The organism is Vibrio tubiashii (assembly GCF_028551255.1).
Lineage (GTDB): Bacteria > Pseudomonadota > Gammaproteobacteria > Enterobacterales > Vibrionaceae > Vibrio > Vibrio tubiashii_B.
The window spans coordinates 1222858-1245303 of record NZ_CP117029.1; the positions used below are offsets into that span (position 1 = coordinate 1222858).

Below are 22446 nucleotides of genomic sequence, written 5' to 3' on the forward strand. Positions count from 1 at the left end.
GAAGTTCGAGTGAGCAAGCAACAAAAAATTCTATTTATCGACCGAGATGGCACCTTAATTGTTGAGCCGCCGGTGGACTTTCAAGTAGACCGATTAGACAAACTAAAGCTAGAGCCGTTTGTTATTCCAAGTCTACTCTCTCTTCAAGATGCGGGTTACCGCCTGGTGATGGTGACTAACCAAGACGGTTTGGGCACGGATAGCTACCCACAAGCAGACTTTGATGCGCCACATAATATGATGATGGAGATCTTTGAATCTCAGGGTGTGAAGTTTGATGATGTGCTGATTTGTCCTCACTTTGATGAAGATAACTGTTCTTGCCGTAAGCCTAAATTGGGTTTGGTTAAAGAATACCTTCAAGGTGGAAAAGTCGATTTCCAAAACTCGGTTGTGATTGGTGATCGTCAAACGGACCTTCAACTTGCAGAAAATATGTCAATTCGTGGCATTCAATACAACCCAGAAACCATGAACTGGAAGCAGATTCTTAAAGATCTGACCGTGAAAGCACGTGTTGCCGAAGTGATTCGAACCACTAAAGAAACGGACATTAAAGTTGCCGTTAATCTTGATGAGCAGGGCAGTAACCAAATCTCTACTGGTCTTGGTTTCTTCGATCACATGCTAGATCAAATCGCGACTCACGGCGGATTCCAGATGGTGTGCAAAGTGGAAGGTGACTTACACATTGATGATCACCACACGGTAGAAGATACCGCTCTTGCATTGGGTCAAGCGCTAAAAGAAGCACTGGGTGACAAGCGTGGCATCGGTCGCTTTGGCTTTAGCCTGCCAATGGATGAGTGCTTGGCACAATGTGCACTAGACCTGTCTGGTCGTCCATACCTTAAGTTCGATGCGGAGTTTAGCCGTGAACAGGTTGGTGACTTATCTACAGAGATGGTGGTGCACTTCTTCCGCTCATTGACTGATACCCTAGCGTGTACGCTGCACCTTTCTTCAGCTGGCGACAATGATCACCACATCATTGAGAGCTTATTTAAAGCGTTTGGTCGTACCCTACGCCAAGCAATCAAAGTAGAAGGTACTGAGCTACCAAGTAGTAAAGGCGTACTTTAAGGCTAACGTTAGCAAGGAGAAAAACAGTGACAGAACAGAAAGTCGTCATTATTGATACTGGTTGTGCCAACGTTTCTTCGGTGAAGTTTGCCATTGAACGTTTAGGTTATGATGTAACGATTTCTAAAGACCCTCAAGTCGTGCTTGCAGCAGATAAGCTGTTTCTACCAGGTGTAGGGACAGCAAGTGAAGCGATGAAGAACCTTGAAGAGCGCGATCTAATTAGCTTGGTAAAACAGGTAGAAAAGCCGCTACTAGGGATCTGTTTAGGTATGCAGCTGTTGGGCAAAGTATCTCAAGAAAAAGGGCAGAAAGCGGATGAGCTGGTTGAGTGCCTTGGGCTTTGTGATGGTGAAGTGAAGCTACTTGAAACTGGCGATTTACCACTGCCTCACATGGGGTGGAACACAGTATCAGCTAAAACAGGCAATCCACTATTCAAAGGGATTGAAGAAGGCGAGTACTTCTATTTCGTGCATAGCTTTGCCATGCCTGTTGGTGACTACACAATTGCAGAATGTGAGTACGAAAACCCATTCACGGCTGCTGTGCAAAGCGGTAACTACTACGGTGTGCAATTCCACCCTGAGCGTTCTTCAAAAGCGGGCGCGAAGCTTATTCAAAACTTCTTAGAATTATAAAAGGGATTTAGTGTGATTATTCCAGCTCTTGATTTAATTGAAGGACAGGTGGTTCGCCTTTATCAAGGTGATTACGGCCAAGTAACCGAGTACAAAGTCGACCCAGCAGAGCAGTTCAATTTGTACTACCAAGCCGGTGCTAACTGGTTGCATTTAGTGGATTTAACAGGTGCGAAAGACACGTCAGCGCGCCAACTTGATTTGATTGCTAAGCTACTTGCGAGCACTCCAGCGAATATCCAAATCGGTGGTGGTGTACGTACAGAGCAAGACGTTGTTGATCTACTAGAAGCGGGAGCTCAGCGTGTTGTAGTGGGCTCGACAGCGGTAAAACAGCCTGAACTGGTAAAAGGTTGGATGGAAAAATACGGCGCGGAAAAAATCGTTCTCGCGTTAGATATCAACATCGATCAAGACGGCACGCGTAAGGTAGCGATTTCTGGTTGGCAAGAAGACTCAGGCGTGACTATCGAAGCTCTGATTAATGACTACCTAACAGTTGGCTTACAGCATGTGCTTTGTACCGATATTTCTCGTGACGGTACGCTAGAAGGCTCTAACGTAGAGCTGTATGTAGACCTATGTAAACAATACCCACAAGTGCAATTCCAATCATCAGGTGGTATTGGTTCAATAGCCGATATTGAAGCACTGAAAGGCTCTGGTGTTGCTGGCGTAATCGTTGGTCGCGCACTACTTGATGGCAAGTTCACAGCACAGGAGGCATTTGCATGTTGGCAAAGCGAATAATTCCATGTCTTGATGTCCGTGATGGACAAGTGGTGAAGGGTGTTCAGTTCCGTAACCACGAAATCATTGGCGATATCGTTCCTCTAGCACAGCGTTACGCTGAAGAAGGCGCAGACGAACTCGTGTTCTACGACATTACCGCCTCTAGCGATGGCCGTGTGGTAGATAAAAGCTGGGTCGCTCGCGTTGCAGAAGTGATCGATATTCCTTTCTGTGTCGCTGGTGGTATTAAATCAGCCGAAGACGCAGCACGCATTCTTGAATTTGGCGCCGACAAGGTGTCTATCAACTCACCAGCATTGGCGAATCCTCAGTTAATCACTGACCTTGCGGACAAATTTGGCGTTCAGTGTATCGTCGTCGGTATCGATTCGTACTACGACAAAGAGACGGGCAAGTATCAGGTTTACCAGTTTACGGGTGATGAAGAGCGCACCAAAGCGACTCAATGGGAAACGCGCGATTGGGTGCAAGAAGTTCAAAAACGTGGCGCAGGTGAAATTGTGTTGAACATGATGAACCAAGACGGCGTGCGCAACGGTTACGATATCGAACAGCTCAATATGGTGCGAGAAGTGTGTAACGTGCCATTGATTGCATCTGGCGGCGCTGGTGCGATGGAGCACTTTGCAGAAGCTTACCAAAAGGCCAATGTGGATGGTGCGCTTGCTGCATCAGTATTCCACAAACAAGTCATCAATATTGGTGAATTAAAGCAGTATTTAAAACAACAAGGTATTGAGGTTCGACTATGAGTGTAAACACCGCCGAAGTAAGTTCTTTAGCTGAGCGTATCAACTGGGACAAGGTGGATGGTCTAGTGCCTGCTATTGTACAAGATTTCCAATCGAGCCAAGTGTTGATGATGGGTTACATGAACCAAGACGCACTGGTGAAAACGGGTGAAACCGGTCAAGTCACCTTTTTCTCTCGTACTAAACAGCGTTTGTGGACCAAAGGTGAAACCTCTGGCAACGTATTGCAATTGGTTAACATGCAGCTAGATTGCGATAACGATACGCTACTAGTGAAAGTGAATCCCATTGGTCCTACGTGCCACTTGGGCAACACCACTTGTTGGGATGTCGACCCACAAGAGGAGTCGCAAATGGTGTGGCTTCATCAACTTGAGCAGCTATTGGCTGCCCGCAAGAGTGCCGATCCTGATTCCTCTTATACTGCCAACCTTTATTCCCGTGGCACCAAGCGTATTTCGCAGAAAGTGGGCGAAGAAGGTGTTGAAGTCGCGCTTGCGGCGACGTCGGGTGATAAGGCGGAGCTAGTGTGCGAGTCAGCTGATTTGATTTATCACCTATTGGTTCTTCTACAAGATCAAGGTCTGTCGATGAACGATGTGGTCAACAAGTTAAAAGAGCGCCACAAATAATATCTGACCTCCAAATAACTAGCGCCCTCAAATGAGGGCGCTTTTTTTAGCCAACGTTGTTTATATTAAATTTCGAAAAGGAAGTAGTAACCGTAACCTACGATTAAGGCTGGTAATGCTGAATAGATGGTGGCAACCAAAGCGGCTTTTGGTGCTAAGGCAATTGCAGGGAATAGAGCATCACCATCGTTTGATATCGCATTCGCTATTTGCGCAGATAATGGCGCGGCTCCAGAAATGTACAAACTCGTCACGAGAATTTGCGGTCCACAGCCTGGCAGTAAACCAACAGTTAAGCCCATCAGTGGCATCCAAACGCCCCATCCAGAGAAGGTCGCGGCGAGATCGATATGACCAAAGAAAGTAATCAGTTCAAACGCCATAAATGCCAGAATGACCCATGCTGTAACGAAGTTGGTATCTTGCGCGGCTTTCTGTATCGGATGAGACGAAACTTGCTTTGTATCTTCAGCGACCGTTGACTCGTAATCTTTGATTTCTTTGGTTAACGACCAAAGTAACATACTAACGATGATAAGGATGGCACCGACCCATTCTATGGTCATTTCAGGTAGGTGGAGCAGTTGATTGACATCGACCTGAAAAGAGCCAAGAGCAGCGATGATGGTTGCAGGAACAAGAAGCCATTTCCAAAATGCTCCTTGTAGATTAATGGCCTTCTGCTCAAGACTGCTTGAGCTTTCACTTGCACAACTAAAACGGTTCGCAACCGACGTTGCTTCAGGTCGAAGAAAATCATCGCGATGGATGCCATTGACCACCCAGCCTGAAACGCAGCCAACCATGACCCCTAGGCCAATGACGGCAAAGCCGATATCAGGTTTGCTCGCGAGTAGCAGGAATGCGGCATCACCCATCGTCGAGGTTAAGACCGCGACAATGGCACCAAAACCAACGCGACCACTGACAAATTGGGTCGTGACGATGATAGCTCCACCACAGCCAGGCAAAGCACCTAGCAGGGCAGCGAAGAACACCTGATGATTACGTGAACTCTGGTAAAGGTTTACCAGGCGGTTTTCCTTGCTAAAGAAAACCGACAAGTAGTGATAGATAGCCAGAGTAAAGGCGACATAACTAGAGACTGCCCAAAACGCATCCGCAAGCGTATTTACAGACACATCTCTGGTTGTATCACTAAGTAATAAAACAATGAGAGCAATAGGAAGTAATAAACGCTTGTACGCAGGTCGAAACTGAGTAAGAGACAACCAAGTGGGTAAGTGGTGCGAAAATCGTAAAGTGTCCATAGGCGACCAAAAGTGTAAATGCGAACTATTATCAAATATATGCTAATGAGAATTATTTGCAATAAGTTTTTGTCAATTGTGGTTGCCATTTCAACCTGTGAAGTGAGTCCAATTATTAATGAGCATCATGTTATTAGTGCTAAACTTAAGAGAGGGTTAGGTTTGATAACGATGATTGGTCATGGCTTATGACCAAATAATCTCTATCCAACCGATGACAAATCATCAGAATTCGGTAAAATATCGGGTTTGTGAGTAATTGCCCCTTGTTGGGAAGAAATTTAGTCAGATAGGAAAAAAGATGATTCTAGTTGTAGGTCACAAGAACCCTGATAGCGATAGTATCTGTAGTGCACTAGTAGCAACTGAGCTACTAACCGCTCGCGGCGTTGAAGCAATGCCAATTCGCCAAGGTGAAATTAACCGTGAAACTCAACACATTCTAGAAGTGGCTGGCGCAGAGGTTCCTGAGCTACGCACTTCAGTAGCGGGCGAGAAAATCTGGTTAGTAGACTACTCGGATCTAGCTCAGGCTCCAGATGATGTGGCTGACGCAGAAATCCTAGGTATCGTTGATCACCACCGCCTAGGTGACGTGATGACGGTAAACCCAATGGAAGCTTGGATCTGGCCTGTTGGCTGTACTAACACAGTACTGTTTAACATGTTTAAAATCGAAGGCCACGAAATCACGTCTAAGATCGCTAAGCTAATGATGTCAGCAATCCTATCTGACACAGTCGGTTTTGCTTCTCCTACTTGTACTCAAAAAGATAAAGATGCAGTTGAAGAACTAGCGAAAATCGCTGACGTATGTGATGTAGATGCTTTCATTAAAGATCTACTTATCGCTAAAACAAACATCGAAGGCCTATCAGCGGCTGAACTTGTTGAAAAAGACCTGAAGGGTTACCCATTCAATGGTCGTGATGTTGTTGTTGGTCAAGTTGAACTTGCAACTCTTGAGCAAGTTGACGGTATGATTGAAGCGCTAGAAGCTGACCTAGAAAGCCGCTGTGCTGAACAGGGTTTGGCGTTTGCAGCAGTCATGCTAACAGACATCACTACGGCTCAAACTCGTCTACTTTACAAAGGTGAGTGGGCTGAGAAACTTGTTAAGCATGAGAAAGACGGCATGCTAATGATGGAAAATACGCTAAGTCGTAAGAAGCAAGGTTGGCCTTGGCTTCAAGCTGAACTAGCTTAATTCTATCTCTATAACGTATACCTTAACGCCCATGGTCACGCCATGGGCGTTTTCTTTGCGAGGAAGTGAATATGTCGCTATCAAATGAGCAGCTAGAGACAGTAAATAAAATGCGCCCTGATGAGCGCTTTAACTACTGCATTAAAGAAATCGCCAAAAACCGTAAGGTTTGGATCCTTACGGATGAGCATGGTTGCGTCATGCTCAACACTGAAGACGAAGATTGTGTACCAGTGTGGCCTCATCAAGAATTTGCTGAGCAGTGGGCAACCGGAGACTGGGAACATTGTAAAGCAGAACCAATCTCGACGGCGAAATGGTTTAGCCGTTGGACGCATGGTCTTGAAGATGACGAGCTATCTGTTGTTGTGTTCCCTAACGACAACGAAGAAGGTGTGGTGCTATACCCAGACGAGTTTGAAGTTGAGCTGAAAAAGCGCGGCTAAGGCAGACACTAATAGCCTATTAGCTGAAACAGCTCCCCTTGCTTTGCGGTAGAGACGGCACGATTTAATGTGCCGTCTTTTTTGTATTTAGATAATAGCTTTCTAATAATAGGTGTGACTTGCTTTTGACTCATCCCAGGTTTGAGTTCCGGCTCGTACAGTAGTTTCAACAGAACGACATCAAGAGGAGAGAGCAGATCTTCGGGAGTCTCATCATTAAAAATCGATGGAAAAGCACTCTCTGAGTCGTTCGGTAAGCCTAAGACTTGAGTGATCTCCTCAACGATGCAGGCAAGCAACTTGCCATGTTCTCTCGCTTGGTCGACAGGAATGATGATTGCAGCATGTGAGAGAGCACCATTGCGACCGACTTGATAGCCTGCTTTGCAGATCGCGCCATATACGTTCGCAAGCGCTGGTTTACCGAGCTCTCGTTCTATATCTTCACGCCATTTGGATTCTTTAGTAAACACCCAGACGATATTCGCCTGTTCACGTGAGTCCACTCTTTGAATTCGGTGTCCAGTTATCTGCTCCAAGTGACGTAAATGTGCATCAGTGAGCTCATCGTGAAGGGCTTTGTCCGGTACTTTGTGCTGAACCCATATCTTTATAGGCTCATTCCATTTGACTAATGGTTTGCTTCCTGACGAGTACTCATTGCGCAGCGCAACGTTGATAAAGGCCTTCTCGACAAATTGGGTATCGAGCCAAGTTTTTTGTGTAGTGTATGCTTGAGAGTGGAATGAAGTGGTAAGCACTATCATTCCAAGCATTGCTTTCCTTAGCATGAGTAGTCCTATTTAAAGCAGGTCGCCTTATTGAAATGACTTTCTACTAATCTTTGTGTCACAGGATGAGTTGGGCAACTAAGCACTTCATGGGTTTCACCGCTCTCAACAAGTTCCCCTTCATGCATCACCATCACTTTATCGGTAATGTGTTTTACAATACCGATATGCTGTGACACATAAATAAAGGAAACCCCCATCTCTTCTTGGAGCTCAAGAAACAAGTTAATGATTTGCGAACGCATTGCCATATCCAATCCATTCAAAGCTTCATCAGCAACGATTACTGATGGCTGAAGGATGAGTGCACGGGCTAAACAAACACGCTGTTTTTGGCCAGTGGCGAGCATCTGAGGGTAGAAATAAGCGTGCTCTGGCAGCAATCCTACTCTGAGAAGGGTCTCTTTGACACGCTTTATGCGCGCCTCAGGCGGCATATTGGTGTTACGTTTGAGTGGCCCTTCTAAGATACGTCCAATCTGAATTCGAGGATTCAAAGATGTATTTGGATCTTGGAAAATCATGCGAATCAGCTTACAGCGAGTGGAGTAGTCTTTATGCTCCAAAAGCTCACCATTAACGCGAATTTCGCCTGAAGTGGGTTCTACTACCCCCGCCAACATGCGTGCTAATGTCGATTTACCTGAGCCGTTTTGACCGATAAAGCCAATGGTTTGTCCGGCTTCAAGGCTAAAGCTAAGCGGTTTGACGGCTTCTTGAACCTTCTTGCGAAACAGGCTTGAGCGAGTCACAAAAGTCTTCGATAGCTGGTTAACTTCTAATAGAGCACTCATGCTTTTTTCTTATCCATGTTCAGTGGGAAGTGACATGCAAATTTGTGGTTTTTAATTCGACGTGTCATCGGTATTTCAACACACTGGCGCTGTGCATATGGGCAGCGCGGACCAAGTCGGCAACCAATCGGCAAATGCTGTAGCGGTGGAATGGAGCCCGGTAGGGATTGCAGCTTCTCTTTATGCGGAATCCAATCATTGAAGTCGGGCATAGCTTTAAGCAGTGCAGCCGTATATGGGTGCTTAGGCTTGTCTAAGATCTTAGAAGTATCAGCAGACTCAACCGACTGACCGCAATACATAACCGTAATGCGGGTTGCCCACTGAGTAATGGTTGTTAGGTCATGGCCAATTAGCATGATCGACGTATTGTGTAGCTGATTCATTCGACTCAACAAACGCAGGATCTGTGATTGGGTAATCGGGTCTAAATCGTTGGTTGGCTCATCTGCGATCAATAGCTTTGGTTTGGCAGCGATCGCCATCGCGATCATGATCTTCTGACACTCACCATCAGTCAGCTCGTATGGGAAGCTATCCATGATCTGTTGGTGGTCTTTAATACCGACTTTATGCAGCAGAGCGATGGCTTGTTTCTTACGCCACTTAAAACGTTCCCACCATTTACCTTCAAAAGAGCGAGAAGGAATCGCTTCAATAAGTTGTTTGCCTACTTCTTCAGAAGGATCTAAACAGGTTGATGGCTCTTGGAAGATCATCGCAATGTCGCGGGCGATAACGCGTCGACGCTCTTTAGGAGTCAGCTGCAGTAAGTCGACATTTCCGAGCCTCATTCGGTCTGCGGTCACTTTCCAGTTGTCTTTACATACGCCAACGATGGCTTTAGCCACCAGACTTTTCCCTGAGCCTGATTCACCCACCAAGCCGCGAATTTCACCTTCATTGATGGTCAGGCTCATTCGGTCAACGGCTTTCATCATCCCTTGAGGTGTTTCAATCTCGATTGTGAGATGTCGAATATCTAATAACGGCATTATTCGATCCCCGCATTAAGCGCTTGGCGGATACCTTCACCAACAAGGTTGATGACAATAACAGTAAACATGATAGCGAGTCCGGGAAGGGTAACAGTCCAAGGCGCAAGGTAGATGAGTTCTACTGAATCACCGAGTATTGCTCCCCACTCAGTGCTTGGTGCTTGTGCTCCTAAACCAAGAAAACCGAGCGCGGTGATATCCAAAATAGCGATAGACCATGCCAAGGTAATCTCGGTGGCAATGACGACAAGAATGTTGGGCAATATGGAATTCCAAAGTAGATAGAATTGGTTTGCCCCATCAAGACGTGCAGCCATGATGTAATCTTTTTCCACCTCGGTATGCACTGCGATATAAACCGAGCGGACGAATCTTGGAATTAAGGCTAAACAGATAGCCAGCAAAATATTGAATTCACCAAAGCCGAGGAAAGCGACAAAAATAATCGCGAGCAGCAATGATGGAATAGACATGACGGTATCAAGTAAGTGGTTTAGGACACTAGATAGTAAGCCTTTGGTCATTCCCGCCAATACGCCGATGATACATCCAATCACTGTAGCGATAACAGTTACCAGAAAAGCAGCACCAAAGGTAAGACGCGAGCCTTCAATTAAGCGTGAAAGAATATCTCTGCCGAGATCATCGGTTCCAAGGAAGTACTCAACCGTACCGGTTGGGTTCCATGATGGAGGTACGAGTAGCTCACCACTTTGCGCTTGTGGGTCATGAGGGGTAATCCAAGGTGAAACAAGCGTAATTAGGCATAGCAGTAGTAAACACCACAGGCCGAACATCGCAAGATTGTTGGCACGGAAACTACGCCAGAAACGTTCAAACTGGGTAGGGATACGCTCTTCTTGGTAAACATTATCGGTTAGCATACCACTCCTTCCTTACCAATGGATTGACCATGGCACCAATCAGATCAGACAAGATGTTAGCGGTTAGGACAAACGTCGCCACGACGATGACCCCAGCTTGAATGGCAACGTAATCTTGATTTGAGAGGGCATCAAGTAACCAGCGGCCAATGCCCGGCCAGTTAAAGATAGATTCGGTAATAATGGCAAGTGTTAGCATGCTAGAAAGCTGCACACCGATTTTTGGAATAATCGGTGGAATAGCGTTGCGTAGCACATGCTCAGTGACGATTTCGTGCGTAGATAAACCTTTAATACGCGCAGCGCGGATATAGTTTTGTCCCATCACTTCAGCAACGGAAGCTCGCATCAAACCAATGACCTGAGTGGTTGGCGCAAGCGCGAGCACAAGGCAAGGTAGTATCAGGTGTTCCAACACACTTTGCAGTGCATGGGCGCGATATTCACCACTTGCAAAGAAGGCATCAATAATCGCAAATCCTGTTACGTGGTCAATTTGATAGAGTAAATCGTAGCGACCTGCGACAGGGAATACCTGAAAGTGCAGAGAAAATACCATGATCATCAAAAGTGCGACCCAAAACAGCGGTGCAGAATAGCCAGACATGGAAGTAAAGGAAATCACAGTATCGATCCACTTTCCTTGCTTCATTCCTGCTAGCGTTCCCACTGGAATGCCAACAAGCAGCGAAATCACAAAGGCGATAAAACACAGCTCTAGCGTCGCGGGAAAGACAATGCTGAGTTCGTCAATTATTGGAGTTCCTGACTTGGTGACGCCGAGGTTAAGCTGCATTAGCTCGCCAACGTAGAGCATCCAACCACTCCAGAAATCATGGATAGCCCACGGAGAGTTAGGTTCTAGCCTTAAAATACTGAAACCCACCATAGTGAGTATCAACAAGGTGATAATAAACAGGTTAAAGCGTCGAACAGAATACAACAGCATTACTTGAACCTCTCGACAGTATCAAACGGCTGCGCATTGAATGGGCTAACCTTAAATCCTCTAAGTGAGGTGTGATGCGCTTGTAGCTGCATGCCATGATTTAGTGGGATCACAGGGAATTCTTCATTAAGTATGTTCTGTGCCTGTTTATAAAGGTTCTGCCTATAGCGAGGCTTATCGACTTCCAACGCAAGGTCGAGTAGAAAGTCGAAGTCAGGGTTACACCAACTTGAAACATTGAGGCCAGCGCGTTTTGACTCACAAGAGAGAAGCGGCCTTAAAAAGTTGTCAGGATCCCCGGTATTGGCGATCCAACCCGTCAAGTGGAGGTCAATGTTTGTATTGTCATTGGGATTGCTGCGATCGTATCTATCATCTGTCATCAAATTGAGCTTAATCCCCACATCAGCTAAGTTTGCTTGAATCAACTCTGCCGTTTTTCTTGGGCTCGGGTTGTAAGCACGTGGCTCCAATGGAACCGACATTGTCAGCTCTAATCCTTTGCTATAACCCGCTTCACGTAACAGTGCGATAGCGTAGTTGCGATCATAGCGAATTTGTACCGAATCTTTTTGATAGGCCCACGAAGAAGGCGGCAAAACCGAATACGCCTGACTACCTGTGCCGTAGTAGACCGAATCCAAAATATTCTGACGGTTGATGGCATAGTTAAGCGCTTTACGCACGCGAGCATCATTAAGAGCAGGGTGAGAAGTGTTCACGGCAACGAAAGAGATGTTCATGGCAGGCTTTGCGGTTAACTCAACATCTGATGTTTGCTCGATAATTGGTAATTGACTAGAGAGCGGTGCGTTGAGCACGTCACATTCACTGCGCAGTAGTTTTGCCAAAGTGCCTGTGCCGCGTTGAGATATGTCGAACACGACCTGTTCCATCTTTGGTCGGTCTTGCCAATATCGATTATTGCGTTTAAGACGGATGAGGTCATTGACTTGATATTCGGCTAGGTAGAATGGACCAGTGCCAACAGGGTGACTGTCGAGCATACTTTTCTCATCACTGAGCTCAAGTTGCCCTGCATACTCTTTTGAGTGGATAACCGCGTGACTGGTCGCAATGTTCGACAGAAAGCTATTGTCAGGTCGGTTAAGTGTAAACTTCACTCTGTGATTGGATAGCGCTGAAACGTCAACAACTAGGTTTTGAAAATCAATACCACTGAACCAAGGGTAAAGCCCGCTTCCAACATAGTGAAAAGGATTGGTAGTATCAATAATGCGTCTAAAACTAAACACCACATCTTCCGCGTTCATCGCTCTGGAAGGTGTAAACCAAGCGGTTGTTTGGAACTGGACACCTTTACGCAAATTAAAGATGTATTCCGTGCCTTCTTTATTGACAGACCATTTGGTCGCGAGGCTTGGCACTGGCTGATAAGTTTGGCTATCGAGGGTCAGCAAGGTATTAAACAGCTGAGGGCTGAGTGTTTCGGTTGTAATGCCACTATCGACTAATTGAGGGTTAAAAGTCGAAGGACCACCTTGACCACAATAGACAAAACCCTTCTGACGAATTTTGTCATGGTCAATCTCTTCACCACAACCGGCTAATAGGCTGAGGCTGAACAAACCTAATGTAAACTGAATGAATGCTTTCATAGAAAGAACAAGTGTCTGGGACAAAGCACAATGGAACTCACCATTATGCCTTAAGATCCTAATAATTTACCACTAAATACCCGCTGTAACCAAAGCAAAACCACAAAATTGGTGGGTTAACTGAGGTTCGTCAGGTCATACTTACGAACCATGCCTCGCAATTGGTGATAACTTAACCCAAGTAGTTCAGCCGCCTTCCTTTGATTAAACTGGCTTTGCTTTAATGCTTCAGTAAGTATGAGTTGGTCCTGTTGTTCTTGCCACTGTTTATAGTCGATTGGGAATTGAAACTCAGGCGCTTCAGGGGCAGCTGTTGTTTCTTGCTCTGGGTGTATGCTCTGCCACGACGATTGGAAAGGGTCAAAGACGAGTTGCTCAATAGGGGCTTCTTGCATGCCGTGTTGGTAAACCGCTCTTTCAATCACGTTTTTCAATTCGCGCACATTTCCTGGCCAATGATAGCTAAGCAAACTTTGTTCTGCTGGAGTCGAAAAGCCGACAAAGTACTCGAAGCCCAGCTCACGGCACATCTTAATTGCGTAGTATTCGGCCAGTAATAGGATATCTTCTTGTCGTTCGCGAAGAGGCGGTAAATGGATAACATCAAATGCCAGCCTGTCGAGTAAATCGGCACGAAAAGCGCCTTCACTCGCCATTTGAGGCAAATCTGCATTGGTGGCACAGACGAGACGCACATTGGCATTCAAGAGCTGATGACCACCAACACGCTCATATTGACCGTATTCGATCACTCGGAGAAGTTTTTCTTGCACTAGCAATGGTGCCGTGGCCAACTCATCTAAAAATAGGGTGCCATTTTCAGCGCGTTCAAATCGCCCCTTATGACGCCCCTTAGAGCCGGTGAATGAGCCTTGCTCATGACCAAAAAGCTCTGAATCAATCAAGCCTTCGCTGAGGGTAGAGCAGTTGAGTGAAATCAACGGCTGATCCCAACATTTTGATAAGTAGTGAAGTCGCTGAGCAATCAATTCTTTACCAGTTCCTCTTTCGCCAATGATCAATACTGGTCGCTCAATCGCGGCTAACTTAGATACCTTGTCTAGTACAGAAAGAAAGGCAGGGGATTCGCCAATAAGGTTTTGCTGCATGATTGCTCCGTGGTGAAATTTACCAACTGTAGGTTAAATTCAACACAGGTTTAAAAGGATTGCAATGAGTTATTCCCTAACTATTTGATTTTTATGGGTTGAAAAGTTGGCACGCAACTTGGAGTATTAAGAATCAGTTACCGAGGTAAAACAAACACAGATTCGATGGTGATGCTTAGCATGACCTGATTGCAACAAAATAAGGAGCCTAGCTATGGGTATTTTCTCTCGATTCGCAGACATCGTTAATTCAAACATCAGTGCTCTATTAGATAAAGCAGAAGATCCTGAAAAAATGATCCGCTTAATCATTCAGGAAATGGAAGATACGTTAGTTGAAGTAAGAACTAACTCGGCAAAAGCGATTGCTGATAAGAAAGAGTTGGCACGCAAAGTTGAGTCAATGGAAGCGGCCATTGATGAGTGGCAGCAAAAAGCGACCTTAGCGTTAACTAAGCAGCGCGAAGATCTTGCAAGATCGGCATTGATTGAAAAGCAAAAACTGCAAGATATGCTAAAAGGTCTGCACACCGAGCAAACCTTAGTTGAAGAGACGATCGATAAGTTAACGGGTGAAATCAGCAAGCTAGAAACAAAAATTACCGAGACTCGCGCTAAGCAACAGGCTTTAGCGATTCGCAGTCAAACAGCCTCTAACCGCCGAGATGTTCAAAAACATCTGCATACTGCGCGTACCAGCGAAGCCATGGCTAAGTTTGAGCAATACTCGCGCAAGATTGATGAGATGGAAGCTGAAGCCGATTTGTATGCAAAAACGGGCAACGCTAAATCTTTAGATCAAGAGTTTGCGGAGCTACAAGCTCAAGATGAAATTGAAAAAGAGTTAGAAAAGCTCAAGCAACAGATGGAAGATAAAAAGTAATTCCAGCTATATTTTGTTAAGTTTATTAGGTAGATAACATTTGCTTGGATTGTCGTTTATCTACCTTTGATTAAGGAGTTATTTATGTCGTCATTTTTCATTGCTGGTCCACTGATCGTATTTCTGATTTTCGTTGCTCCTCTATGGTTGTTTTTACACTACCGAAGTAAGAAGAATGCAAGCACAGGTTTATCTCAAGAAGATTTACAGCGACTAGAGTCTTTATCAGAAAAGGCTGCCAGTATGCAAAGTCGAGTCGATACGTTAGAGCGTATTTTAGATACAGAATCACCGAGCTGGAGGCGCCGCTATGAATAAGCGTGAGTTATACCGCGATACTGTTAATGGAAAGATCACTGGCGTATGTGCAGGCTTGGCTAACTACTTTGCGTTGGAAGTGTGGTTAGTGCGCATCTTGGTGATTTCAGCAGCTCTACTGGGCGGTAGTTTCTTGGTTATTCTTGCCTATATCGCGATGACGTTGATGATCGAAAAGCAGCCGCCTAACTATGTAGAAGCGATCAAAACCGAGCAAGAGCACAAGCTTAAAAACAAGCCTTGGAAGCAAGGTCAAACCCCTGAAATGTTACTCAACACGATTGAGAAAGACTTTCATAACTTAGAAAACCAAATTCGCGATCTTGAAGCTTACGTCACTTCAGATGCGTTTAAAGTCGATAAAGAGTTTAAAACGCTATAGCAACTAGTTGAGTTAACCAAATTGAGCCTTCTGGTGCATCCGACACAGTGAAGGCTTAAAAGTGCGACGATTCGCTCATATACTGGGCAAATTATTAATTTTCATAATATTTTTTGTCCTGTCTATGGAAGAGGCGGTATCATTCATCTATCTTTGTAACTAATCGCTACAAACGGATGATTGATTATGCGCAAATCCATTTTGTTTCTTGCGACGGCTGCTGTATTGAGTGGTTGTGGCAAGGAACTCCCTCCTGTTCCCGAGCCTGATTCAAGGCCAGCTAAACTATTTACTGTTTCCATCGGCAATGCTCAGTTTGAACGTACTTTTCCAGCTACTTCTGAAGCTGGTGATAAAGCCGTTCTTGCCTTTCGTGTTCCCGGTCAACTCCAGTCTATTGATGTGGTTGCGGGCCAACCCGTCAATAAAGGCGATGTGCTGGCCGCACTCAACCCCGATGAGTACACGCTTTTAGCCAAGCAAGCGGAAGCTCAATATCGCCTTACCGATGTGCAATATCAGCGCTATAAAAAACTCCGCAAAGACAAAGTGGTGTCAGAGCAAGACTTTGATGAAGCGAAAGCCAAACGAAATTCCGCCAGAGCTACTTTGGAACAAGCACAAGCCAACTTACGCTACACACGCTTAGTGGCGCCGTACAACGGCACTATATCTATTGTTCCTGCTGAAGCTCATGAGTACATTGCCGCCAAAGAAGGGGTGATGAACATTCAGACGACCCAATTGATGAAAGTGATTTTCCAACTTCCTGATCATCTTCTTAATCGCTTCGCTAGTGGTCTTAATCTGACAGCGCACATGACCTTTGACGCGTTTCCGGGAACCGAATATGAACTCATGTTCCAAGAGGTGGATACCGAAGCCGATCCGAAAACGGGCTCCTATAAAGTGACCATGGTGATGGAAAGGCCAGAAGATGTCGGCATTTTACCCGGCATGGCAGGTTCCATTCATGTCGCAGTTGAATCTACTGGCGCGACGCGTATTCCTCAGTCGGCGCTAATGGAAGAGAATGGTCAGACTTACGTCTGGCGAGTCGATTCACAAGGCATAGTTGCAAAAGCATTAGTTGAACTAAATGATAAACAGCAAGTGCAAAGTGGCTTAAACGAAGGCGATCAGATCGTTGTATCTGGTGTGAATGGCATCGAGTCTGGGATTAAGGTTCGAGAGTGGATCAAAGAGCGAGGGCTGTAAGATGAAGCAATGGTTAAATCTATGTGCGCTCTCTTCGGCCGCACTGTTAGCAGGGTGTGGTGGAGAACCACAGTATGTGGATTTTGGTACACCTAAAGTGAAAGTGTTGGCACTTTCCAACCAAGTCGTAAACGAAGACCGTCTCTATTTTCCTGCAGTAGCAAACGCGGCAGAACGCTCGCACTTAAGCTTCCGCGTGGCAGGGGAAATCAGCAAGATCTACGTTAAAGAAGGTGATCACCTTAAACAAGGTGACTTGATTGCTGAATTAGATCCTACCGACTACAAACTTGAAGTTGATAATGCTAGCGCGCGTTATAGCGTGGTAGATAGTCAGTACAAGCGCTCTAAGCCGCTTGTTGATAAAGGTTTGTTGGCGAAGTCTCAATTCGATGAGATTGCAGCCAATCGCCAGATAGCTTACGCAGAACTTCAATTAGCCAAACTTCGTTTATCTTTTACTAAATTGAAAGCACCTGTTGATGGGATTATCTCACGCGTTAACGTTGACCAGTTTGAGAATATTCAGGTTGGTCAGCAAGTCGTCAATATCCACAGTGTTGAAAATGTCGAGGTGTTGATTCAACTTCCTGATCAACTCCATGCCAGCCAACCGACTCAAGAGTCGTTAGAAAACATTGAAGCGGTTGTGCGAGTACCGAGTGGCAATGAATACAATGCGACTATCAAAGAATTTACCACTGAGCCTGATCCGGCGACCGGTACATTTACCGTGACTTTGACACTACCTATGCCTGAAGAAGAGTACATTCTGGATGGTATGGCAGTAGAGGTAACGTCTAAGGGTAAAGATGTTGGTCTAGAGCTTAAAGGTGGCGTTCAAGTGCCTATTGAAGCCATTTTCAATGGTGATGGCGACTCACTAGATAGACAAAGCAAATATGTTTGGGTGCTCAATGCAGATAACTCTGTCAATAAGCAAAAAGTCGTGACTGGCAAGGCGAGTAAAGACGCCATTCAAATTCTTGATGGGTTAAGTAGTGACCAATCGGTTGTGATAGCAGGTGTTTCTAGATTAAGGGAAGGAATGCAGGTGCAAGTAGTTAAGCAGGAGGCGGGTAATGAGTGAACATAAGAATAACTCGCCGCAAAGCGATGATGATGTAACGGGTATCGCGGCTTACTTTATCCGTAACCGTGTGATCAGTTGGATGATCTCGTTAATCTTCTTGATTGGTGGTGCTGCGGCTTTCTTTGGTTTAGGTCGATTGGAAGACCCTGCATTTACCATCAAAGATGCCATGGTTGTCACTTCCTACCCAGGTGCGACGCCTCAGCAAGTTGAAGAAGAGGTGACTTATCCGATAGAGAAGGCTATCCAGCAGCTAACCTATGTCGATGAAGTCAACTCCATTTCAAGTCGCGGTTTATCGCAAATAACCGTTTCGATGAAAAACAACTACGGTCCCGATGATTTACCCCAGATTTGGGATGAGTTACGCCGAAAAGTGAACGATCTAAAAGGTCAGCTACCGCCGGGGGTGAATGACCCATCGGTGATTGATGACTTTGGTGACGTTTACGGCATCTTGCTAGCGGTAACAGGTGATGGCTACAGCTACAAAGAGCTACTCGATTATGTGGACTATCTACGTCGAGAGCTGGAGCTTATCGATGGTGTCAGCAAGGTGTCGGTCTCCGGAGAACAGCAAGAGCAGGTCTTTATCGAGATTTCGATGAAGCGTTTGAGCACTCTTGGAATCGCACCGAATACGGTATTTAACTTGTTATCCACTCAGAACGTGGTTTCTGATGCGGGCGCAATTCGAATCGGTGATGAATACATTCGAATCCATCCTACAGGTGAGTTCAAAAATGTTGATCAGCTCGGTGATTTAATCATTACTGAGAGTGGTGCGCAGGGACTGATCTACTTGAAAGACGTCGCTGACATTACCCGTGGTTATGTTGAAGTTCCGAGCAATATTGTCACGTTCAATGGTGAACTAGCGCTTAACTTAGGGGTTTCCTTTGCTCAAGGGGTAAACGTTGTTGAAGTAGGTCAACGCTTTGACCGACGTTTAGCTGAACTTAAGTACCAGCAGCCGGTAGGTGTCGAAATCTCTGAGATCTACAGCCAACCTAAAGAAGTTGATAAGTCTGTAAGCGGATTTGTCGTCAGCCTAGGTCAAGCGGTCGCGATCGTTATCATCGTACTGCTGTTCTTTATGGGACTAAGATCAGGCCTGTTGATTGGTCTTATTTTGTTACTCACCGTTCTGGGTACTTTCATATTTATGAAGTACTTTGCTATCGATTTACAACGTATCTCCCTAGGTGCTCTGGTTATCGCTTTAGGTATGCTGGTGGATAATGCCATAGTGGTGGTCGAAGGGATATTGATTGGCACGCAGAAAGGGCGGACGCGGATGCAAGCCGCCACAGACATCGTGACTCAGACCAAGTGGCCGTTGCTCGGTGCGACAGTGATTGCAGTGACCGCATTTGCGCCAATCGGTTTGTCGGAGGACGCGACAGGTGAGTATTGTGGCACCTTGTTTAGCGTGCTTCTTATTTCGCTGATGTTGAGCTGGTTTACGGCTATTTCTCTTACTCCATTCTTTGCTGATATTTTCTTCAAAGGTCAGAAATTCAAGCAAGATGGAGCAGAAAGCGATCCGTACAATGGAATGATCTTTGTGGTGTACAAAGGCTTCCTTGAGTTCTGTATGAAGCGTGCTTGGTTAACCGTCGTTGTGCTTATTCTGGGTTTAGCTGCGAGCATTGTTGGCTTTACGCAAGTTAAGCAGTCGTTCTTCCCATCTTCGACTACACCTATCTTCCAAGCAGACATCTGGTTGCCTGAAGGAACCGATATTCGTGCAACAAACACCAAACTGAAAGCTTTGGAGTCTTGGTTATCTGACCAAGAAGGTGTCGAGCACATTACCACTACGGCTGGTAAAGGCCTGCAACGTTTTATGCTGACCTATGCGCCAGAGAAGAGCTATGCAGCGTATGGTGAAATCACGACTAGGGTGGCTGATTACGAACAACTTGCTAGCTTAATGACAAACTTTAGGCTCCATTTGGAGGACAAGTTCCCTGAAATTAACTACAAGCTTAAACAGATTGAACTTGGCCCAGGTGGTGGTGCGAAAATCGAAGCTCGTATTATTGGCTCAGATCCAACGGTACTGCGTGGAATAGCTAAGCAAGTTGAAGACATCATGCACGCGGATCCAGGCGCAACTAACATTCGTCACGATTGGCGTGAACGTACGAAAGTGCTTGAGCCGCAGTTTAACGAAAGCCAAGCTCGTCGTTACGGTATCAGTAAGTCTGATGTGGATGAGTTTCTTGCGATGTCATTCTCTGGCAAGTCGATTGGTGTTTACCGAGATGGTACGACCTTGATGCCGATAGTGGCACGCTTACCAGAAGATGAACGTGTCGACATTCGAAATATCGAAGGTATGAAGATATGGAGTCCTGCACTTAGCGAGTACATCCCGCTGCAACAAGTCACTATGGGCTACGATATTCGTTGGGAAGACCCAATCATTGTGCGTAAGAACCGTAAGCGTATGCTAACAGTTTTTGCGGATCCTGATTTGCTAGGTGAAGAGACTGCCGCGACACTTCAAGCTCGTCTAATGCCGCAAATTGAAGCGATTGAGCTGCCACCGGGCTATTCATTAGAGTGGGGTGGTGAGTATGAGTCTTCGGGTGATGCCCAAGAGTCACTCTTTACTACCATGCCGATGGGTTACCTGTTTATGTTCTTAGTTACCGTGTTCTTGTTTAACTCGGTGAAAGAGCCATTGATCGTCTGGTTAACAGTACCACTAGCAATTATTGGTGTGACAACGGGCCTACTGGCATTGAATACCCCATTTGGCTTTATGGCCTTGCTCGGTTTCTTGAGCTTGTCCGGTATGCTACTTAAGAACGGGATTGTTTTGTTGGATCAGATCGAGATTGAAATGCACTCGGGTAAAGACCCATATGTGGCAGTCGTTGACGCAGCATTAAGTCGTGTTCGTCCTGTTTGTATGGCGGCGATTACGACGATCTTGGGTATGATTCCTTTGCTTCCAGACATCTTCTTCAAGCCAATGGCGGTAACCATCATGTTTGGTTTAGGTTTTGCGACAGTACTGACACTTATTGTCGTACCAGTGTTGTATCGTCTGTTCCACAAAGTAAAAGTGCCTAACTAAACTATATAGAAGTAAGCGCCCCTGACTTTGTCGGGGGCGTTTGTTTTTTTAAGGAGAGAATCAATGAGCAAGGATACAACTTGTGCTTGGGCGATGAATCATGAACTTGAGCGCGAATACCACGATGCTGAGTGGGGCGTGCCTGTTTATGATGACAAAGTACTGTTTGAGTTCATAACTTTAGAAGGGGCTCAGGCAGGGCTGAGTTGGATTACGATTCTAAAGAAACGTGAGGGTTACCGAGCCGCATTTGAAGGCTATGACTTGTCTCGTCTGTCGCAGTATGATGAAAGTCAGGTCGAGCGAATTATCGAAAACTATGATGTCGTCAAACACCGAGGCAAGATTACCTCTGTATTTGGAAATGCACGTGCGGCTTTGGCACTGATTGAAGAATATGGCAGCTTATCGAAAGCTTTGTGGCAGTTTGTTGATGGTAAACCGATCGTAAATAACTGGACGCAAATGAGTGATGTGCCTGCTTCGACAGAGCAATCGAAGGCAATGAGCAAGTTTCTCAAAAAGAAAGGCTTTAAGTTTGTGGGCGAAACGATCTGCTACGCCTTTATGCAAGCGGTCGGTATGGTTGATGATCACCTAGTTGACTGCCCAAAGAAAGGGGCTAAATAACATTAGGCAGCACACTTTGTGCTGCCAACATGTTTGGCTAACGACTTTGGTCATGAATCCTCTCAAGTGCTTGGACACGTCGCAGCTGTGTTGAATCGAAGCTATTTTCTCTAAGCTGTGCAATCTGTAGCTTTTTATCTTGCTCGGATAGAGAGTCAGATGTAAGTAGCTCATCTCTGCTTTCTAAGTAGGAATCCAATGTTGCTTGAAAATTCTCACGTTGCTGATCGAGTTCCGCCAATCGCTTAGCCCCATCTTCGCCAACTAACTCGATTCTTGCGATATATTTGTCTTGGTCATCAAGCTTTGAGACAGAGTCCAATTCTACAACCAGCAGATTGTTTTTTTCTGCTGCCTGAATGTAGTTAGGCATGTCATTGAGTTGGCCTTCTAGTAAGCTCTTTTTTTGCTCGGCATCCAAATCATTTTCAGTGATTCTCGCTTTGTTAATCGCCAATTGGCGCAACAGATTCTCTTCTTCAAATAGCAGCTTTATTTCTTGCTCAGAGAAGTAGCGAGACTGTAATGCTAAGATCTGCGCGTGAAGTTGTTCGAGGTCTAGAGCAATAAGTTGGGTCGCTTGCAAAGGCTCAAGCTCCGCTAATGCTTCTTTGTACTCCAAATAAGTAGCAAACAACACTTCCTCGTTACTCAACTTGCTCTCTGTTGAAGCACGGTCATTCACTTTCTTTTTAATCTCATCAAGACTTTGTTCGCCTAAGCTGCTGAGTGAAAAGTCAAAAAAGTGTTTGGGGGTAGTTGTGTCAACGTCTACATCAGCTTGAGAAAGGATCGGGGCTGGAGTTTCTGGTTGCCTCTCGGACAAATATAAGACCGCTCCGAATCCAATTGAAGTGATGACAGAAATGGTGATTAGAACGGTCTTTTTCATTGATTTACCC

At 45.6% G+C, this 22446-nt stretch carries 23 protein-coding genes; 14 read left to right on the top strand and 9 right to left on the bottom strand.

From position 1 onward, the window contains the following. Positions 1-9: 9 nt before the first annotated feature. From hisB to hisIE, 5 genes are read left to right on the top strand one after another with little or no spacing between them, the layout of a single operon-like run. The gene (hisB, locus tag LYZ37_RS05530; RefSeq protein ID WP_272786813.1) at positions 10-1083 is read left to right on the top strand and encodes a bifunctional histidinol-phosphatase/imidazoleglycerol-phosphate dehydratase HisB; all 1074 of its coding nucleotides are present in this window, start codon (positions 10-12) and stop codon (positions 1081-1083) included. Positions 1084-1109: 26 nt separating this feature from the next. Further along, positions 1110-1724, top strand: a complete 615-nt coding sequence (hisH, locus tag LYZ37_RS05535; RefSeq protein ID WP_272786814.1) for an imidazole glycerol phosphate synthase subunit HisH — start codon at positions 1110-1112, stop codon at positions 1722-1724. 12 nt (positions 1725-1736) lie between these two features. Further along, positions 1737-2474: a 1-(5-phosphoribosyl)-5-[(5-phosphoribosylamino)methylideneamino]imidazole-4-carboxamide isomerase gene (hisA, locus tag LYZ37_RS05540; RefSeq protein WP_272786815.1), complete on the top strand. Its 738-nt coding sequence runs from the start codon at positions 1737-1739 to the stop codon at positions 2472-2474. Continuing rightward, a complete protein-coding gene (gene hisF / locus LYZ37_RS05545) occupies positions 2456-3229 on the top strand; it encodes an imidazole glycerol phosphate synthase subunit HisF (protein ID WP_004749837.1) in 774 nt (257 codons plus the stop codon). The genes hisA and hisF overlap by 19 nt, the downstream gene beginning before the upstream one ends. Then, entirely contained in the window at positions 3226-3861 is a 636-nt protein-coding gene (hisIE, locus tag LYZ37_RS05550; protein WP_272786816.1) for a bifunctional phosphoribosyl-AMP cyclohydrolase/phosphoribosyl-ATP diphosphatase HisIE, read from the top strand. Before hisF ends, hisIE begins: the two co-directional genes overlap by 4 nt. A 65-nt stretch (positions 3862-3926) precedes the next feature. On the opposite strand, the gene LYZ37_RS05555 is transcribed toward hisIE, so the two are convergent. Beyond that, a complete protein-coding gene (locus tag LYZ37_RS05555) occupies positions 3927-5132 on the bottom strand; it encodes a putative manganese transporter (protein WP_272786817.1) in 1206 nt (401 codons plus the stop codon). Positions 5133-5433: 301 nt separating this feature from the next. Here LYZ37_RS05555 and LYZ37_RS05560 point away from each other — a divergent pair, with 301 nt between their 5' ends. Further along, positions 5434-6339, top strand: coding sequence for a manganese-dependent inorganic pyrophosphatase (locus LYZ37_RS05560; protein WP_272786818.1), 906 nt, complete (start codon positions 5434-5436; stop codon positions 6337-6339). A gap of 71 nt (positions 6340-6410) precedes the next feature. Beyond that, the gene (locus LYZ37_RS05565; protein WP_272786819.1) at positions 6411-6785 is read left to right on the top strand and encodes a DUF2750 domain-containing protein; all 375 of its coding nucleotides are present in this window, start codon (positions 6411-6413) and stop codon (positions 6783-6785) included. 8 nt (positions 6786-6793) lie between these two features. Here LYZ37_RS05565 and LYZ37_RS05570 read toward each other — a convergent pair whose 3' ends face one another. The 7 genes from LYZ37_RS05570 to pspF form a co-directional block, all read right to left on the bottom strand. Further along, entirely contained in the window at positions 6794-7576 is a 783-nt protein-coding gene (locus LYZ37_RS05570) for a DUF2927 domain-containing protein (RefSeq protein WP_272786820.1), read from the bottom strand. An 8-nt stretch (positions 7577-7584) separates the two neighbouring features. Continuing rightward, positions 7585-8370, bottom strand: coding sequence for a peptide ABC transporter ATP-binding protein (locus tag LYZ37_RS05575; protein ID WP_004748056.1), 786 nt, complete (start codon positions 8368-8370; stop codon positions 7585-7587). Next, positions 8367-9365: a peptide ABC transporter ATP-binding protein gene (locus LYZ37_RS05580; protein WP_272786821.1), complete on the bottom strand. Its 999-nt coding sequence runs from the start codon at positions 9363-9365 to the stop codon at positions 8367-8369. Before LYZ37_RS05580 ends, LYZ37_RS05575 begins: the two co-directional genes overlap by 4 nt. Beyond that, entirely contained in the window at positions 9365-10252 is an 888-nt protein-coding gene (gene sapC / locus LYZ37_RS05585; RefSeq protein WP_272786822.1) for a putrescine export ABC transporter permease SapC, read from the bottom strand. Before sapC ends, LYZ37_RS05580 begins: the two co-directional genes overlap by 1 nt. Beyond that, positions 10239-11201 (bottom strand): ABC transporter permease, encoded by a 963-nt coding sequence (locus tag LYZ37_RS05590; protein WP_272786823.1) that lies wholly within the window; start codon positions 11199-11201, stop codon positions 10239-10241. The genes sapC and LYZ37_RS05590 overlap by 14 nt, the downstream gene beginning before the upstream one ends. Next, positions 11201-12820 carry an ABC transporter substrate-binding protein SapA gene (sapA, locus tag LYZ37_RS05595; protein ID WP_272786824.1) on the bottom strand — a complete coding sequence of 540 codons (1620 nt, stop codon included), beginning with the start codon at positions 12818-12820 and terminating at the stop codon, positions 11201-11203. Before sapA ends, LYZ37_RS05590 begins: the two co-directional genes overlap by 1 nt. A 116-nt stretch (positions 12821-12936) precedes the next feature. After that, complete coding sequence (gene pspF, locus LYZ37_RS05600) at positions 12937-13929, bottom strand: phage shock protein operon transcriptional activator (RefSeq protein ID WP_272786825.1); 993 nt, start codon at positions 13927-13929, stop codon at positions 12937-12939. A 214-nt stretch (positions 13930-14143) separates the two neighbouring features. On the opposite strand from pspF, the gene pspA reads away from it, so the two are divergent. The 7 genes from pspA (at position 14144) to LYZ37_RS05635 (ending at position 21544) form a co-directional block, all read left to right on the top strand. After that, positions 14144-14812: a phage shock protein PspA gene (gene pspA, locus LYZ37_RS05605; RefSeq protein ID WP_272786826.1), complete on the top strand. Its 669-nt coding sequence runs from the start codon at positions 14144-14146 to the stop codon at positions 14810-14812. Positions 14813-14896: 84 nt separating this feature from the next. After that, positions 14897-15130, top strand: a complete 234-nt coding sequence (gene pspB, locus LYZ37_RS05610) for an envelope stress response membrane protein PspB (RefSeq protein WP_272786827.1) — start codon at positions 14897-14899, stop codon at positions 15128-15130. Further along, complete coding sequence (gene pspC / locus LYZ37_RS05615) at positions 15123-15512, top strand: envelope stress response membrane protein PspC (protein ID WP_272786828.1); 390 nt, start codon at positions 15123-15125, stop codon at positions 15510-15512. The genes pspB and pspC overlap by 8 nt, the downstream gene beginning before the upstream one ends. Before the next feature lie 186 nt (positions 15513-15698). Beyond that, positions 15699-16730, top strand: a complete 1032-nt coding sequence (locus tag LYZ37_RS05620; protein ID WP_272786829.1) for an efflux RND transporter periplasmic adaptor subunit — start codon at positions 15699-15701, stop codon at positions 16728-16730. Between the two features lies 1 nt (position 16731). Then, a complete protein-coding gene (locus LYZ37_RS05625) occupies positions 16732-17820 on the top strand; it encodes an efflux RND transporter periplasmic adaptor subunit (protein WP_272786830.1) in 1089 nt (362 codons plus the stop codon). Further along, positions 17813-20914 (top strand): efflux RND transporter permease subunit, encoded by a 3102-nt coding sequence (locus LYZ37_RS05630; protein WP_272786831.1) that lies wholly within the window; start codon positions 17813-17815, stop codon positions 20912-20914. Before LYZ37_RS05625 ends, LYZ37_RS05630 begins: the two co-directional genes overlap by 8 nt. Before the next feature lie 63 nt (positions 20915-20977). Next, on the top strand, positions 20978-21544 hold the full coding sequence (locus LYZ37_RS05635; RefSeq protein WP_069666033.1) for a DNA-3-methyladenine glycosylase I: 567 nt from the start codon (positions 20978-20980) through the stop codon (positions 21542-21544). Between the two features lie 37 nt (positions 21545-21581). Here LYZ37_RS05635 and LYZ37_RS05640 read toward each other — a convergent pair whose 3' ends face one another. Further along, entirely contained in the window at positions 21582-22436 is an 855-nt protein-coding gene (locus LYZ37_RS05640; protein WP_272786832.1) for a lipase secretion chaperone, read from the bottom strand. Positions 22437-22446: the final 10 nt, after the last annotated feature.